The sequence below is a fragment of the Paenisporosarcina antarctica genome, assembly GCF_004367585.1.
Lineage (GTDB): Bacteria > Bacillota > Bacilli > Bacillales_A > Planococcaceae > Paenisporosarcina > Paenisporosarcina antarctica.
The window spans coordinates 3,607,041-3,620,228 of sequence record NZ_CP038015.1 but is presented as its reverse complement, the minus strand read 5'-3'; the positions used below and the strand labels follow the sequence as shown (position 1 = coordinate 3,620,228).

The 13,188-nt window shown below is 38.6% G+C and carries 11 protein-coding genes; 8 read left to right on the top strand and 3 right to left on the bottom strand.

All coding sequences use genetic code 11. From position 1 onward, the window contains the following. Positions 1–69: 69 nt before the first annotated feature. From E2636_RS17155 to E2636_RS19155, 5 genes are all read left to right on the top strand, one after another. Positions 70–2,031, top strand: coding sequence for an aconitate hydratase (locus E2636_RS17155; protein WP_134211440.1), 1,962 nt, complete (start codon positions 70–72; stop codon positions 2,029–2,031). Positions 2,032–2,055: 24 nt separating this feature from the next. Next, complete coding sequence (locus E2636_RS19160; RefSeq protein ID WP_166669572.1) at positions 2,056–2,226, top strand: hypothetical protein; 171 nt, start codon at positions 2,056–2,058, stop codon at positions 2,224–2,226. Between the two features lie 59 nt (positions 2,227–2,285). Further along, a complete protein-coding gene (locus E2636_RS17150; RefSeq protein WP_134211438.1) occupies positions 2,286–2,801 on the top strand; it encodes a DUF2243 domain-containing protein in 516 nt (171 codons plus the stop codon). Beyond that, a complete protein-coding gene (locus tag E2636_RS17145) occupies positions 2,794–3,597 on the top strand; it encodes a cytochrome c oxidase assembly protein (RefSeq protein WP_134211436.1) in 804 nt (267 codons plus the stop codon). The genes E2636_RS17150 and E2636_RS17145 overlap by 8 nt, the downstream gene beginning before the upstream one ends. A 108-nt stretch (positions 3,598–3,705) precedes the next feature. After that, a complete protein-coding gene (locus E2636_RS19155; protein ID WP_166669571.1) occupies positions 3,706–3,855 on the top strand; it encodes a hypothetical protein in 150 nt (49 codons plus the stop codon). A gap of 32 nt (positions 3,856–3,887) precedes the next feature. Here the strand turns inward: E2636_RS19155 and E2636_RS17140 are convergent, their stop codons facing one another. Both E2636_RS17140 and E2636_RS17135 read right to left on the bottom strand, forming a co-directional pair. Next, a complete protein-coding gene (locus E2636_RS17140; RefSeq protein ID WP_134211434.1) occupies positions 3,888–5,027 on the bottom strand; it encodes a zinc-dependent alcohol dehydrogenase in 1,140 nt (379 codons plus the stop codon). Between the two features lie 36 nt (positions 5,028–5,063). Further along, entirely contained in the window at positions 5,064–5,291 is a 228-nt protein-coding gene (locus E2636_RS17135; RefSeq protein ID WP_134211432.1) for a hypothetical protein, read from the bottom strand. Positions 5,292–5,503: 212 nt separating this feature from the next. Between E2636_RS17135 and E2636_RS17130 the strand changes: the two genes are divergently transcribed. Both E2636_RS17130 and E2636_RS17125 read left to right on the top strand, forming a co-directional pair. Then, positions 5,504–6,346: an MBL fold metallo-hydrolase gene (locus E2636_RS17130; RefSeq protein ID WP_134211430.1), complete on the top strand. Its 843-nt coding sequence runs from the start codon at positions 5,504–5,506 to the stop codon at positions 6,344–6,346. A gap of 126 nt (positions 6,347–6,472) precedes the next feature. Continuing rightward, positions 6,473–6,769 carry a hypothetical protein gene (locus E2636_RS17125; protein ID WP_134211428.1) on the top strand — a complete coding sequence of 99 codons (297 nt, stop codon included), beginning with the start codon at positions 6,473–6,475 and terminating at the stop codon, positions 6,767–6,769. A gap of 71 nt (positions 6,770–6,840) precedes the next feature. Here E2636_RS17125 and E2636_RS17120 read toward each other — a convergent pair whose 3' ends face one another. Next, positions 6,841–8,001 (bottom strand): CapA family protein, encoded by a 1,161-nt coding sequence (locus E2636_RS17120; protein WP_134211427.1) that lies wholly within the window; start codon positions 7,999–8,001, stop codon positions 6,841–6,843. A 587-nt stretch (positions 8,002–8,588) separates the two neighbouring features. On the opposite strand from E2636_RS17120, the gene gltB reads away from it, so the two are divergent. Beyond that, on the top strand, positions 8,589–13,175 hold the full coding sequence (gene gltB / locus E2636_RS17115) for a glutamate synthase large subunit (RefSeq protein WP_134211425.1): 4,587 nt from the start codon (positions 8,589–8,591) through the stop codon (positions 13,173–13,175). Positions 13,176–13,188: the final 13 nt, after the last annotated feature.

Here is a 13,188-nt window from a genome sequence, read left to right as displayed (position 1 = left end):
TATATTTTCCATTGTTAAGGCTACCATATAAAGGAACAAAATTATTTGTGGTTATCAGGAGGAAAATAAATGCAATTAAATGTTGCCCAAAAATTAATAAAAGCCCATTTAGTATCTGGTGAAATGATTCAAGGCACTGAAATTGGATTGAAAATTGACCAAACTTTAACTCAAGATGCTACGGGAACAATGGTTATGCTAGAACTAGAAGCAATGGGATTAGAACGTGCGAAAACAGAAGTATCCGCTCAATATGTTGACCATAATGTAATTCAAGTTGACCACAAAAACCCTGATGACCATCTCTTTTTGCAAAGTGCAACACGACGTTTCGGATTATATTATAGTCGTCCAGGGAATGGTGTGAGCCATCCTATTCATATGCAAAGACTTGCCAAACCAGGTAAAACATTACTTGGCTCAGATAGTCACACATGTGCAAATGGTTGTATGGGAATGCTTGCCATGGGAGCGGGTGGTATTGATGTAGCAATGGCTATTGCAGGTGAACCTTTTTACGTAAGAATGCCTAAGATATGGGGAATTAAGTTAACAGGAAAATTAGCTGATTGGGTCAGTGCCAAGGACGTCATTTTAGAATTGTTACGGAGACATGATGTAAAAGGTGGGGTAGGTAAAATCATAGAGTATTATGGTCCAGGCCTTGAAAATTTAAGTGCGATGGATCGCCATGTGATTGCAAACATGGGAGCCGAGTTAGGTGCTACTACATCTGTTTTTCCTTCTGACGTTGAAATACAACGTTTCTTAAAGGAACAAGATAGAGAAGATGATTGGTTGGAACTCGTTGCCGATAAAGGGGCAACATATGATATCGATGAGGAAATTAACTTATCTGAAGTAGTCCCACTTATTGCACAACCATCTAGTCCCGGAAATGTAGTGCCTGTGTCAGCAATTGAAGGTACACCGATTTACCAATCGTATATTGGGTCATCAGCCAATCCTGGATATCGTGATTTTGCGATTGTCGCTCAAATTGTTAATGGAAAACAAATAGCAGATGATATTTCTTTCGACATTAATCCAACCTCGAGACAATTATTAACCGATTTAGTAAAAGAAGGCCATATCGCTAGTTTACTTCAGTCAGGAGCTCGTTTACACCAAGCTGGTTGTAATGGGTGTATCGGAATGGGACAAGCACCAGCAACAGGTCGCAACAGTTTACGGACAACTCCCCGTAATTTCCCTGGACGTTCAGGAACGAAAGAAGACAGCGTTTATTTATGTAGTCCTGAAACAGCAGCCGTTTCGGCATTAACAGGGAAAATAACAGATCCTAGAACAATGGACTTTAAATATCCCAAAGTAAAAGATCCTAAGAAACCAACCATTGATATTAATTTATTAGAAGAACCGTTGCCGTTAGAAAAAGCTAGGGCAGTTGAACTCCACAAAGGACCAAATATCTCATCAATCCCACAATTGGACGAAATGCCTGATCATTTAGTCATTCCAGTGTTATTGAAAATGGGTGATAACATTTCCACCGATGAAATCCTTGCAGGTGGTGCACGTGTCCTACCATTCAGAAGTAATATTCCTGAAATCAGTAAATTCGCTTTCGAGATTATTGATAAAACCTACTATAAGCGTGGGATGGAAAGTGTGAGTCAAGGAGGTCATGCAATAGTGGGTGGCACCAATTATGGACAAGGGTCAAGTCGTGAACATGCTGCTTTGGCACCAAGACACCTAGGATTACGTGTGGCTCTAGTCAAAGACTTTGCCCGAATTCATTGGCAAAATTTAATTAACTTTGGCGTATTACCGGTCACATTTGTTAATGCAGACGATTACGACAAAATCAGTAATGGAGACGTTCTGGAGATATCAAATTTGAGATATAGCCTTAATCAAGGAAGAGAGTTTCCAATTACGATTAAAGGGAAAAATTATTTAATTCGTGTGCAACATGCTCTGTCTGAACGTCATTTAGAAATTGTATTAAAAGGCGGATTAATTAACTGGATAAGAGACAAGCAAAAGAATGTCACAAATATATAAAAATATAAGAGAGGAGGGTGACCAATGGATAGAGAAAATACATGTATAGCTTGTGAAGGAACTGGCATGTTAGCTGATGATGAGGGATGGCAATACCGATGTAGCGTGTGCAGTGGAACAGGGGAATTTCATATTGGGGCCACTCAGTCAACTAAGGTGATGTCTGTGGACGAAAATAACCGTTTATTAGATTGAATTCGAGATAATTGGAGCGGGAAGTAGAGTACTGCATATGTGCCAAAAAGGAGAATTTTATGACTATCAAACCTCAAAAATCAAAAAATGATGCAAAATATGCTAATCGTACTGCATTGTCAGGCCGCAATCTTTTAGGAGGGTTTTTGTTCGGTCTCGGCTTTGTCGCTTTTATTGATGAAACAGTGTTTCACCAACTGCTTCATTGGCATCATTTTTATGACAAGTCCACGAGGGATATAGGATTGGTTTCTGATGGTTTATTCCATGCGTTCAGTTGGTTTGCTACTATTGGATCTGCATTTTTGTTAGCGGATCTTCATCGGCGGAATGCATTTTGGCTTAAAAGATGGGTGGGGGGCGTGTTTCTAGGTGGAGGTACATTTCAATTATATGACGGAACGATCCAGCACAAGCTCATGGAGTTGCACCAAATTCGATATAATGTGAATATCATGCCCTATGACGTCATATGGAACCTATCAGCCTTTGCGATGATTGTAGTTGCTTACTTCCTTCTTGTGAATAACTCATCCTATCAAAAAGGCGCGAAAGGCTCCAATCCAAATGAGTAATCACAGTCATGACGCCTCTGGAGTAACTTTGCAATTCATTTTTGCTCTACCTCTTGTTATGGCATTAGGTTTTTATGTATTTGCTGTTATATTAACTGGCCGCCGCTACAAAAAACAGTGGCCATTATATCGCATCGCTTTTTGGATTCTCGGTATACTTTGTGCTACTGCTGCAGTCATTGGACCTTTAGCAGAACGCGCGCACGATAATTTCACTGCGCATATGGTCAGTCATTTACTACTTGGAATGCTTGCTCCACTTCTTATGGTTTTTGCTGCACCCATGACACTTATACTGCGATCACTTCATGTAAATCACGCAAGACGTCTTTATCGTATACTAAGAAGTATGCCAATACGTATTCTTAGTCATCCCGTCTTCGCGTTAACCATTAATGCTGGAGGACTGTGGTTATTATATACGACAAACTTATTCATGGTGATGCAGCAAAACATGTTTCTACATATACTAATCCACGCCCATGTATTCATCGCGGGTTATCTTTTCACTATGTCCATCATCTATATCGATCCGATACCACATCGAACGAGCTTTTACTTCCGTGCAATCGTACTTCTAGTTGCTTTATCTACACACGGGATTTTGTCTAAGTATATTTATGCGCATCCGCCAAATGGGGTTTCAACTGTAGAGGCTGAAACAGGTGGAATGCTTATGTATTACGGTGGAGACGCTATTGAAGCTGTGCTCATTTTTCTCCTTTTTTATCAATGGTTCAAAGCCACCCGACCTCGAGTCTCAGGTGCTCCTTCAAAACAAACGATTACTTTATAGTGAAATGAAAACAACCTCTCCAGTGGTGGAGAGGTTGTTTTTTCTTTCTTCTATTAAAGTGACGATAATTAGGAGATAATTGGTTAGTTGCCCCAATAGGACATAAAGTTGCCCCAGTCAAAGCAGAAGTTGCCCCAATCAGCACAAAAGTTGCCTCAGTCAAAGCAGAAGTTGCTTCAGTCAGACAAAAAAGCTGTTGCAATCAAAGAAAAAGGTGCCTATTTAGATGAAAAACCGATTCAATCAAGTGAAAATTAGTACTTCCTACCGCAGAAATGATGCTTTTCTTACTATGGTTTCAAAATGAACTTAATGCTTTCATCTTCATGGTCATGAAATGTTTGATACGCTTTACTTGCTTGGTCCAACGGTACTGTATGCGTAATAATCTCAGTGGGATCTAATTCGCCTTTTGTGATTTTATCAAATAATAAGGGCATGTAGTTAATAACTGGTGCTTGGCCCATTTTCAACGTCACATTGCGCTCGAAAATATACCCTAGTGGAAACATATTGTACATAGAACCATAAACACCGGTCAGTTGGATGGTTCCAAATTTACGCACTGAATTTATCCCGATGTCAATCGCATTCAATGTCCCGCCTTGGAGTTTCAGTTTTTGTCCCACTTTTTCTAATGCATTTAATTTGCCGTCCATGCCTACACAGTCGATGACCACGTCCACACCACCGTTAGTTAACTCCTTTATATGAGCTCCTATGTCATCGTATTCTTCAAAGTTAAAGGCTTCAACTTTATTCATTTTAATCGCATGTTTTAGTCTATAAGGAAGATGATCAACTACGATAACTCGTTTTGCACCTTTCATCCAAGCGAATTTTTGAACTAATAATCCAACTGGACCGGATCCTAATACTGCCACCGAATCTCCAGGTTTCAAGCCAGAGTTCTCTACACTCCAGTATGCAGTGGGAAGGATATCCGAAAGGAAAAGAAGGGATTCATCTTCAAGTTCACACGAGGGAGGAATGACAAAAGGCATAAAGTTTCCATAAGGTACCCGCAAATATTCTGCTTGTCCCCCTGCATAATCTCCATATCTTTCTGTTAATCCGAAATATCCACCGGAGTCAACTTCGGGATTATCATTAGAGTTATCACATTGGCTTTCCATTTCATTCTTACAATAGATACAAACACCGCAGGCAACATTAAATGGAAGAACAACACGGTCTCCTTTTTTCACTTTCGTAACTTCAGGACCGACTTCCTCTACAATACCCATTGGCTCGTGACCAATGACATAATCTTTTTTTGTGGGCAATGATCCTCTATAAATATGGAGATCGGTTCCACAAATTGCAGTTGACGTGATGCGAACGATAATATCATCCTTTTTTTCTAATTTTGCATCTGGTACTTCTTTTACCTTTACATCTTTTGCACCTTGGAATGTAACTGCTTTCATAGTTGTTCACCTCATAAGTTTTCAGTATGTGATTGATCAATTTGGATGAATTTCTTCGTTTGCAGATGGATCTTTTGTAACTTTTCTTGCAGGGTCATTTATAACTTGTTTATTTAACTCTTCAACGAGAAGAACATCGGTAAACATCATATCCTCATGCATATCGAATAGGCTTATTTTATCTGTTTTTACGTTATCTGGATTATCGCCAAAAGGTCCAGGTGCCAACTGTCGATCTTCTTCAGTGAATACCTTTTTCTTCATCTATATTCATCCTTTCAATTTTAAGATTCTCGCCTCCATATTATGTGTTTTTAACTTTTCGCTATGCTTTAATTCAATAATTAACATTAAAGTATGAAAAAATATATGTTGTTCATAATAATTTGAAATTGTCAGAGAAAATAACGTGAATTCTGCTCGTTTGAGTTTAGCAATTCATTTATTTTTAAACTTATAATGAAAGAGGTAATAGTATGAATGGAAGTACATCAACTGAAAGATATATTCCAATGACTACAGTAAAAAGTGGACATGGAAAAGAAGTCGCTCCCGACATTTATAGTTTTACCATTCAATTTGTTAATGTTTGCTTTGTTGGAACTCCTGGACAAGAAGAGGATTGGGTACTTATTGACGCAGGGACGCCAAAATCTGCACCAAAGATAATCGAAGAGGCGAAAGAACGATTTGGAGAACATGTAAAACCTAGAGCAATTGTTCTAACACACGCCCATTTTGATCACATAGGAGCGATTATGGAATTAATTGAAGAATGGGACGTTCCTATTTATGCCCATACATTAGAATTACCGTATTTGACTGGTAAAAAAAATTATCCGATTCCTGATAGCTCGGTGGATGCGGGGCTGATTGCTAAATTATCACCAATGTTTCCAACAGAAGCGATTGATTTAGGTAGTCGTATTCAAGCTCTGCCGGATGATGGTTCAATACCCTTTATGAAGGGGTGGCGCTGGATTCATACGCCTGGCCATACAGAAGGGCATATCTCTTTATTCAGAGATATTGATCGAGCTTTAATTGTGGGAGATGCATTTGTCACAGTAAAACAGGAATCATTATACAGCGTGTTAACACAACAATTAGACATTCATGGACCTCCGAAATACTTAACGCCAGATTGGGATTCTTCATGGGAATCAGTCAAGTTATTAGAGAAACTAAAACCATTACTAGCGATTACTGGGCATGGACATCCAGTTTCTGGCGAATGGTTAGCCAATAATTTAGCAATTCTTGCTAAGGACTTTGATAAAATGGCTATACCAAAACACGGAAAATACTTAAATAATTAAAATAGGAATTGAGAAGTTTAAAAACCTTCTCAATTCCTATTTGATGTCAGGTGTATGGAACCTAAATCTTTTGCAATTCTCCGCTCTACTCCTGTACCATTAATAGTAAGAGGAGGCGACAGCTAGATGACGAAAGAAACCCAGCATACGATACTCATATACATGGAAGTCGAACGAAAAATTGATTTCTATTATAAGCTTCAAAAAATCACAACATACCACGAACTAACTGTTACGCCTACAGCGGTAATCACAGCAAAAGCTGAGTACACACTCAATTCAGTTCTCGATGTTTCCTATAAACCCTTCTCATCTCAAACGGGAATTTTATACCTTCATACAAATCAAGGGGTATTCCCATTTTACATTAATAGCAGCCCACAAAAATTTATTGATACATTTCGGTCGTTCAAAATTGGTTAACTGTGAATGCAATTCTCCATAAATACATGGGGGATGAAGCACAAAAAAACACTCGCATACAAATCGAGTGTTTAACGTTCATTAAATGTAATTTCATTTGTGAATTCTTTTAAATGATTTTGTGTGTCTTCGTAGTGCATTAAATAATTTGGTAAATAACTATCATTTAACTGATAGAATGGAATGACTTCGAAATTGCGCCAATTATCGTAATATCCATAAGTCGGCAGAAAGCTAGGATTTGCTAATGCGATAGTGGATTTACCTTCAAATGTAGTTTTGGTGATTTCTACTCCTCCGATGCCACCTATTAATTTCTCTAAACCTACTTGGCCAGATAAAAAATTCCCTAAACTATACATGACAAATGTTCTCGAGCCATCACTTCGTTCAATCCAATCGACGGGTTGTAGGACATGAGGATGATGCCCAATAATGATATCGACGCCCATGTCAGATAGTTCAGTAGCTAAGTCAATTTGTGTTTGATTTGGTTTTTTTTCATACTCATTTCCCCAATGCATGGAGACAACCACAACATCTGAAATTAGCTTTGCTTTCTCAACATCCTGTTTTATTAAAGGTAAGTCAATTAGGTTAATTAAATATGGTTTACCTTCAGGCACAGGTATGCCGTTGGTTCCATAACTATAAGACATGAATGAAAAAGTAATATCGTTTTTCTGGATAGTCCGAATATCCTCACGATCTTGGTTTGATTTGAAAGCTCCCGTATAAAGCATCCCTATCCTGTCCCAATGATTAATGCCATTTAGTATGGCTTTTTCACCATGATCTAAGGTGTGGTTATTAGCTATCGTTACAATATCAATCCCAGAATCTTTTAAAGCATCGCCAATTTCATAAGGGCTATTAAAAGTAGGATAACTGGAAAGGCCTAACTCTACTCCGCCAATCATGGTTTCTTGATTGGCAACGGCAATATCAGCTCCTTCTAGGAACGGTTTCACTTTCGTAAACATAGAAGAGAAATCATAAGATCCTTGAGTAGTTGATGCGTCTAAATATACAGCTTCATGGAGAAGAATATCTCCGATGGCAACAAGATGTGCACGTGTAACAATTGTTTTTTCTGGTTCAATCAGTGTAGGTTCAATCTTTTCCGGTACATTGAGGGCAGGTTGGGTTTCGGTTGGTAAATCACTAGAAGGTAAATTTGAACAACTAACGAGTGTTAAACACAATATAAATAATACCAACAGCTTGTTCATTCGATTCCTCCAAAATATCTTTTCCACTATGTGAGTAATGTTAAAACCAACTACTAACTCATATTTATAAATGTTCAAAAACGCACAAACTGTATGTAAGATTTAAAAACCCAACTTAGAACATTTTAAGGCGCGATCATTTTGATAAAATATGCAGGTGATAAAACAATCATGTATGTGTTTACATAGGAAAGCAATATTTTTCATCCTATATAAAACCCGATTTTTAAAATAATTATCCATAAACAGGAAAATTATAAGAATTATAGGCAAAGTTTATTGTGAATAAAAAATGTTTTTTTATAAAAAACTGATTCTTGTTCATTAATCAATCAATTGTCTTATAAACGTTGATATTAATAGGTATTTTATATAATTATATAAAACAACGAAACGAAATGACAGCGTTTTCATACATTTAAATTAATAAAAATCCATAAATAAATGTGTTCTGAATTTTATGTCAAAACGAATTTCATGGTATACTTTTCAAAATTGGAAGTGTACATGCAATGAAGTGTGTGAAGAACCCCTTCATGAAAAGAGTGAACATCTTTCAGCAATATTATTAGAGAGGGGACGTTGTCATGACAAAGAATGGGTATCCTGTATCTCAAGGTTTATACGATCCACAGCAAGAGCACGAAGCATGTGGTATCGGAATGATTGCAAATATAAATGGTAAACAGACACATAGTATCGTACAAAACGCAGTCAACATCCTTTGTAATTTGGAACATAGAGGTGGCCAATCCTCTGATACAAGCACAGGAGATGGAGCTGGAATATTAACGCAGATTCCGCATCGTTTTTTCCAAAAGCAGTGTGAAAAAGAAAACATCATATTACCGCGAGAAGGCAAATATGGTATTGGAATGGTGTTCTTACCTCAAGATCACGAAATGCGAATGAAAAGCAAAGAATTTTTTGAACGAGTTATTGAAGAAGAAGGACAAACGTTTTTAGGCTGGCGTCCAGTTCCAATCAATGATTCTTTTGTTGGGAAAGTAGCGGCAAAAACAAAGCCAACTATTAGACAAGTATTTATTCAAGTGTCGGATGATATAAAAGATCAAATGGAGTTTGAACGAAAGCTTTACATTATTCGTAAACGAATTGAAAAGGAATTAGCAAGTGTGAAAGGTTATGAAGATGTCTACATCAGTAGTTTATCTACTCGAACCATTGTCTACAAAGGAATGCTAATCCCCGAACAACTTGATTCATTTTACATCGATCTAAATCATCCAGAATTCAAATCCGCACTAGCACTCGTGCATTCTCGTTTTAGTACGAATACTTTCCCAAGCTGGAAGCGATCACATCCAAATCGCTATTCAATTCACAATGGAGAGTTTAATACATTACGAGGTAATGTTAACTGGATGCGTGCACGCGAGCATCTGTGTGAGACGGAATTTTTCAAGGATGAAGATTTGAAAAAAGTTTTACCTGTTATCGATGCTGACGGAAGTGATTCTTCGATGTTTGATAATACCTTTGAGTTTTTACACCTTTCAGGGCGTTCACTTGCTCACACAGCCATGATGATGGTGCCAGAACCTTGGGCAAATGATAAGACAATCAAAGAAGAAAAACGTGATTTTTATGAATATAATAGTACCTTAATGGAGCCATGGGATGGACCGGCTGCACTTGTATTTACAGATGGCAAACAAATTGTTGCATGTCTAGACCGCAATGGACTTAGACCAGCGCGTTATTATGTAACAAAAGATGGCATGATTGTCCTTGGTTCAGAAGTAGGGGCATTGGATATTTTTGCGGATGATATTGAATATAAAGAAAGACTTGCTCCAGGTAAAATTCTTTTAGTAGATTTGGAGAAAGGGACTATTGTTCCTGATGAAGAAGTCAAGCTTCAAGTTGCTTCAGAGAAGCCTTATAAAGAGTGGCTGACAAATCTAAAAGAGTTAGATGATATACCCGAAGCGACTGAACAACCACCCGTTCATGTAGGTGAACAGCTGTTAGAGCAACAGCTTGCATTTGGTTACACAAGAGAAGAACTAAATAAGATCATTAAGCCACTTGTTTTAGATGGTAAAGATCCAGTTGGTTCAATGGGTTATGATTCACCGCTCGCTGTGTTATCGAAAAAGCCACAACTGCTGTATAACTATTTTAAACAGTTGTTTGCGCAAGTTACGAATCCGCCACTAGATGCGATTCGTGAGCAAATTATTACAATGGTTGAAACAACAATAGGTGCTGAAGGTAATTTGGTGAACCCGGATGCTGACAGCTGTAATCATATTCGTTTAAAAACACCTGTGCTAACGAATCAACAACTAGAAAAACTTCGTCAACAACAGCTTGATGGATTTAAAGCGTCGACGTTCTCGACGCTGTTTGATGCAACAGAGGGTCAAGGGAATATGGAAAAAGCACTCCAAGACATTTTTGAGAAAGTCGATCAGGCAGTAGAAGAAGGAACTACACTTCTAATTCTATCTGACCGAGGAGTGACAGAAAATCAAGCGGCAATCCCTGCACTCCTTGCTGTTTCTGGACTGCAGCATCATTTAATCCGCAATGGGTCACGTACAAAAGTGAGCATTTTGATTGAGTCGGCTGAACCAAGAGAAGTACATCACTTTGCTACTCTTATCGGTTATGGTGCAGAAGGAATAAATCCGTATCTTGCATTTGATACCGTACGTGATCTGGTAGATAAAGGTGATATCATCATTGATTCATTTGATCAAGCGGTAACGAACTATATTAACTCAGTAACAGATGGAATCATTAAAATTCTCTCTAAAATAGGGATTTCAACGATTCAAAGTTATCGAGGGGCTCAAATTTTTGAAGCGGTTGGTATTCATATGGATGTCATCGAAAAATATTTCACACGAACATCTTCTCGTTTAGGTGGAATAGGCATTGATATGATTGAAAAAGAAGTGCTAATGCGTCATGAAATAGCATTTGGTGACAATAGAGGGAGCAATAAAACCTTAGATGCTGGAGATGAATTCCAATACCGTTCAAACGGAGAAGATCATCAGTACAATCCAAGCACAATTCACACACTCCAACACGCTTGTCGAACAAATAACTATGAAGTTTTTAATAAATATACGAAAATGCTGACGGATGAAACAACAAACTTGCAGTCATTACGTGGTCTTTTGAAATTTAAAGACAGACAGTCAGTGCCAATTGAAGAAGTAGAATCTGTAGAAGAAATTTGCAAACGTTTCAAAACGGGCGCAATGTCTTATGGAGCTATAAGTCTAGAAGCGCATGAAGCTTTAGCGATTGCGATGAACCGTATTGGTGGCAGAAGTAATTCTGGTGAAGGTGGAGAAGGAATCGATCGTTTTACACCTGATGCAAATGGAGATTCTAGACGCAGTTCTATTAAGCAAGTAGCATCTGGTCGATTTGGTGTAACGAGTCACTATCTGGTTAATGCAGATGAAATCCAAATTAAAGTTGCCCAAGGCGCGAAACCTGGTGAAGGTGGACACTTGCCTGGGAAGAAAGTATACCCATGGATTGCGGAAGTACGTGGCTCTACGCCAGGTGTTGAACTAATTTCACCACCGCCGCATCATGACATTTACTCGATAGAAGATCTTGCGGAGTTAATTTATAATTTGAAAAATGCCAATCCACGTGCGCGTATTAGCGTTAAGTTAGTATCCTCGGTGGGTGTTGGTACCATCGCAGCAGGTGTTGCTAAAGGTAGAGCAGACCTTGTGTTAATTAGTGGCTATGATGGCGGAACAGGTGCTGCACCTCGTTCAAGTTTGAAGCATACAGGTTTACCATGGGAAATAGGGTTAGCTGAAACTCACCAAACTCTTCTTTTAAATGGACTTCGTGATCGAATTGTCGTTGAAACAGATGGCAAAATGATGACGGGAAGAGACATTGTAGTAGCAACCTTACTTGGGGCAGAAGAGTATGGCTTTTCAACGGCACCACTGGTCGTACTTGGTTGTGTCATGATGCGCGTTTGTCATTTAGATACTTGTCCAGTAGGTATCGCGACTCAGAACCCTGAGTTACGTAAGAAATTCGCAGGGGATCCAGAGCATGTAGCAAACTTCATGCGTTTTATTGCCACACAAACGAGAGAAATAATGGCTGAACTTGGCTTTAGAACAATCAACGAAATGGTTGGCCGCACAGATGCTTTGGAAGTGAACGAAGCAATTGATCATTGGAAAGCGAAAGACATCGATCTTTCGGCACTCCTTTATTCACCAGATCTTCCTGCCAAAGTGGGTCGTTATCATTCAGTTGATCAAGATCATGAATTAGAGAAGACACTCGATTTCCAAGAGTTGATTCCAATCTGTAAAAAAGCTATTGAAAACCAAGAGCCAGTTGTATTTACAACGGCTATTCGTAATATAAACCGTGTAACTGGAACGATGCTCGGTAGTGAAATTACGCGACGTTACGGTGAAAAAGGGTTACCTGAGGATACGATTCAATTAACACTTAAAGGATCAGCTGGGCAAAGTTTTGGCGCATTTATTCCACGTGGAATGACACTTAGACTAGTCGGTGATTCTAATGACTTTGTTGGGAAAGGGCTTTCTGGAGGGAAAATTATTGTTCATCCAGATCCAATTGTCACATTTACACCAGAGAAAAATATCATAATAGGTAATGTTGCATTCTATGGTGCGTCTGCAGGTGAAGCGTATATTCAAGGAATCGCTGGAGAACGTTTCTGTGTCCGTAATAGTGGAGCCAAAGTGGTTGTTGAAGGCGTAGGAGACCACGGCTGTGAATACATGACTGGTGGAAAAGTAGTCGTTCTAGGTTCAACGGGACGCAACTTTGCAGCAGGAATGTCAGGCGGTATCGCTTATGTATTTAATGAGGATGAAACATTCGAATCAAAATGCAATGCCGAACTAGTTCATATGCTTCCTTTAGAAAATCAAGAAGAGTTGGACGAAGTATACAGCATGATTGAAAAGCATGTTGAGTACACAGGTAGTGCACTTGGAAAACGAATTTTAACGTATTGGGAAAAGTATGCACCACAATTTGTGCGTGTAATACCTAAATCTTACTTGAAAATAAATGATCGAATTAAAGTACTTGAAGAAGACGGCCTATCTAGTTTCGATGCTCAAATGGCTGCCTTTGATGAAAGCAATAAAGCATACGAGACTGCAAAATAATGAAGCGAAAAGG

What these genes read in the sequence shown, in the direction of transcription:
- E2636_RS17145 (WP_134211436.1), top strand. Translation starts at nt 2,794, where the DNA reads ATGAGTAATCACAGTCATGACGCCTCTGGAGTAACTTTGCAATTCATT.
- E2636_RS17125 (WP_134211428.1), top strand. Translation starts at nt 6,473, where the DNA reads ATGACGAAAGAAACCCAGCATACGATACTCATATACATGGAAGTCGAA.
- E2636_RS17120 (WP_134211427.1), bottom strand. Translation starts at nt 8,001, where the DNA reads ATGAACAAGCTGTTGGTATTATTTATATTGTGTTTAACACTCGTTAGT.
- E2636_RS19160 (WP_166669572.1), top strand. Translation starts at nt 2,056, where the DNA reads ATGGATAGAGAAAATACATGTATAGCTTGTGAAGGAACTGGCATGTTA.
- E2636_RS17140 (WP_134211434.1), bottom strand. Translation starts at nt 5,027, where the DNA reads ATGAAAGCAGTTACATTCCAAGGTGCAAAAGATGTAAAGGTAAAAGAA.
- E2636_RS17130 (WP_134211430.1), top strand. Translation starts at nt 5,504, where the DNA reads ATGAATGGAAGTACATCAACTGAAAGATATATTCCAATGACTACAGTA.
- E2636_RS17135 (WP_134211432.1), bottom strand. Translation starts at nt 5,291, where the DNA reads ATGAAGAAAAAGGTATTCACTGAAGAAGATCGACAGTTGGCACCTGGA.
- E2636_RS17155 (WP_134211440.1), top strand. Translation starts at nt 70, where the DNA reads ATGCAATTAAATGTTGCCCAAAAATTAATAAAAGCCCATTTAGTATCT.
- gltB (WP_134211425.1), top strand. Translation starts at nt 8,589, where the DNA reads ATGACAAAGAATGGGTATCCTGTATCTCAAGGTTTATACGATCCACAG.
- E2636_RS17150 (WP_134211438.1), top strand. Translation starts at nt 2,286, where the DNA reads ATGACTATCAAACCTCAAAAATCAAAAAATGATGCAAAATATGCTAAT.